Consider the following 2,821-nt stretch of genomic DNA (forward strand, 5'->3'; position numbering starts at 1 on the left):
GCAAGTTGCCGATCTGATCGACGCCCCTGTGCCGCCTGCCAAAGTGGCGGAGGGTCTGGGCACCACGGTCGCGCTCAACGATGCGCTTGCCCAAGGCGCGGACATGGCGTTCGAACGCCCCGCGATCAGCCAAGACGACCTGTTGTTCCTGCAATATACCGGCGGCACCACGGGGCTGTCCAAAGGCGCGATGCTGACCCACGGCAATCTGGCTTCGAACATGGTCGTCTATGACTGGCTCGCCGGTGAAATCACCAATGAGGGCGAAGAGATCATCGTCACGCCTGTGCCCATGTATCACATCCTCGCGCTGATGGTCTCGGTCCTGAGCTATACACGCTACGGCGCGCTCAATGTTCTGATCCCGAACCCGCGCGATATGGATATGTTCATCGGCACGATCAAACACTTCCGCTTCACCGCCTTTGTCGGCGTCAACACGCTCTATAATGGGCTGCTGCACACACCCGCCTTTGCCGATGTCGACTGCTCGGCGCTCAAGGTGTCGTGGGCAGGTGGTTCTGCCGTGCAGGAGATTGTGTCGAACAAGTGGAAAGAGCGCACCGGCATTCATATCAAGGAAGGGTACGGCCTGTCCGAGACTTCGCCAGTTGTGTCGATGAACCCTGTTTCATTTGAAGGGTTCAACGGAACAATCGGTGTTGTCATGCCCTCGACCGAAGTGAGCATTCGCGACAATGAGGGCCGCGAGGTGCCCCATGGCGAAGCAGGTGAGATTTGCATCAAGGGCCCGCAAGTCATGCAGGGCTATTGGAACCGCCCCGATGCCACGGCCGAGGTGATGACAGACGACGGTTTCTTCAAATCGGGTGATATTGGTCTGTTTACCGAAGATGGCCTGCTCAAGATCGTGGACCGAAAAAAGGATATGATCCTTGTGTCGGGTTTCAACGTATTCCCCAATGAGATCGAGGAAGTCGTGGCCGCCATGCCCGGCGTGATGGAAGCGGCCTGCGTCGGTGTCGCGGATGCCCGCAGCGGCGAGGCGGTGAAACTGTTCGTTGTGAAAACGGATAAGAGGATCACGGCAGACAGCGTCATCGCGCACTGCAAGGAGAACCTTACCGGCTATAAGGTGCCGCGCCATGTCGAATTCATAAGCGAGCTGCCGAAATCAACCGTTGGCAAAGTCCTGCGGCGCGAATTGCGCGATGCGGGAACCGCCTGATATGGGCGCGCCTCTCGAGACGGATTTGGGCAAGCTGGCAGAGGATTATGTCAGACTTGCCCTGCATCTGCACAATCACGACCCGAACCCTTATATCTTTATCGGGGACAAGGCGCAGCAAGCCGCGATCAAGGAAGACAAGCGCCCTTTGCCCGCGCTGGAAGGTGCCTTTGCGCGGCTGCGCGGGGGGCTTGAGGCGGCGGATGTGTCCGGTTCAAAGGACGACAGCTTCAGGCGCGCCCTGTTGGCTGACAGGGCTGATGCGCTGATTGCGCGTGCCGCCTTGTTGCAAGGGCATATGCCAGAGAGCTTCGAGGCCGAGGTTGAAGCCCTTTATTCCGTCAGCGTCCCCGAGCTGCCCGAAGAGCACTTTCGCGCGCTGGTGGTCGAGCTTGAGCAAATCATCCCCGGCAGCGGGCCGTTGCCAGAGCGGATGAGCGCGTTTCGGGATCGCTTTCTCGTGCCGCATGATCATGTCGAAAAGGTTGTTGCCGCGACGCTGAAGGAGGCGCGCAAACGCACCCGCGCGCATCTGGACCTGCCAGAGGACGAGGGCATCACCCTGCTTATGAACAACTTTGGCGCGTTTGGTGCCTTTGCGGAATACCTCGGCAAGGGGCGCACAAATGTGCATTTCAGCACAACCATGCCTTTCCACGTTGACCGCGCAATCGAGCTGGCAACGCATGAAGCTTACCCCGGCCATCACATTCAGGCGACCCTGCTGGAGGCCGAGATGCTGGACAAGCGCGGCTGGCGCGAATGGGAAATGCTGCCGCTATTCGGGGCGCATACCATCGTGGCCGAGGGTGCGGCCAACTACGGTGTCGGCCTCAGCTTCACCCGTGCGGAACGCATCGCCTATGACCGCGATGTGGTGCTGCCCATGGCGGGCCTCACCCATCTCACACCCGAGATCGAGACCTACCACCGCTATGTCGACTACGTGGAGCGGCTGAACTATGCCCGCAACGAGGCAGCGCGGCGCTTCCTGTATCAGGGCTGGAGCCGTGAGCGCGCCATCGACTGGCTGGTGGCGTATGGCCTCGAAACCCGCACCATCGCAGAGATGCGCCTGAACATCATCGAGGCGATCCGCAGCTATGTGATCACCTATAACTACGGGCTTGATTGGGTCACGGAGCACATCGAAGGAACAGATGCGCCTGATACGGCGCTGCGGTGGCAACGCCTGCGCGCGCTGTTCGAGAAGCCTGTGATGCCTCTGCGCGCACACTGGAACATGGCCCCACGCAGGCCATGACTTAGGATAAGGGGACGGAGATGACGAAACTCAAGGTATTCACGGCAAAGCGTATTCGCACCATGGACGCGGGGCGACCTTTGGCCAATGCGGTGGCGGTCAAGGACGGGCGTATCGTTTCGGTCGGAACGCTGGAGACAATGAAGCGCTGGCTGGAGCGGGAAGAGTACGAGATTGATACCAGCTTTGAGGATAAGGTGGTTTTCCCCGGCTTCATTGATCCGCATACGCATCTTCAGGCCTCGGGCGTATTGATGGGCATGACCTATATCGGGCCGCTCGACCAGAACGGCCCAAACGGATTTGACGAAGGTCTCGCCTCGCGCGAGGCGGTCTTTGACAAACTGCGCAAGGCGGTTGCCGAAGAC

2 protein-coding genes and 1 pseudogene are annotated in these 2,821 nt (G+C 59.7%); all 3 read left to right on the forward strand.

Annotated elements, in window-relative coordinates:
- A partial coding sequence (locus tag KBT70_RS06510; RefSeq protein ID WP_296630034.1) for an AMP-binding protein occupies positions 1–1,189 on the forward strand: 1,189 nt, incomplete at its 5' end.
- A gap of 1 nt (position 1,190) precedes the next feature.
- The gene (locus KBT70_RS06515; RefSeq protein WP_296630037.1) at positions 1,191–2,453 is read left to right on the forward strand and encodes a hypothetical protein; all 1,263 of its coding nucleotides are present in this window, start codon (positions 1,191–1,193) and stop codon (positions 2,451–2,453) included.
- 20 nt (positions 2,454–2,473) lie between these two features.
- Positions 2,474–2,821 (forward strand): annotated as a pseudogene (locus tag KBT70_RS06520) (hypothetical protein); the annotation flags it as partial.

Source organism: Roseovarius sp. (genome assembly GCF_018066915.1).
Taxonomy (GTDB): Bacteria; Pseudomonadota; Alphaproteobacteria; order Rhodobacterales; family Rhodobacteraceae; genus Roseovarius.

Excerpts from the sequence above, each read along its gene's own strand:
- KBT70_RS06515 (WP_296630037.1), top strand. The coding sequence starts at position 1,191 with ATGGGCGCGCCTCTCGAGACGGATTTGGGCAAGCTGGCAGAGGATTAT.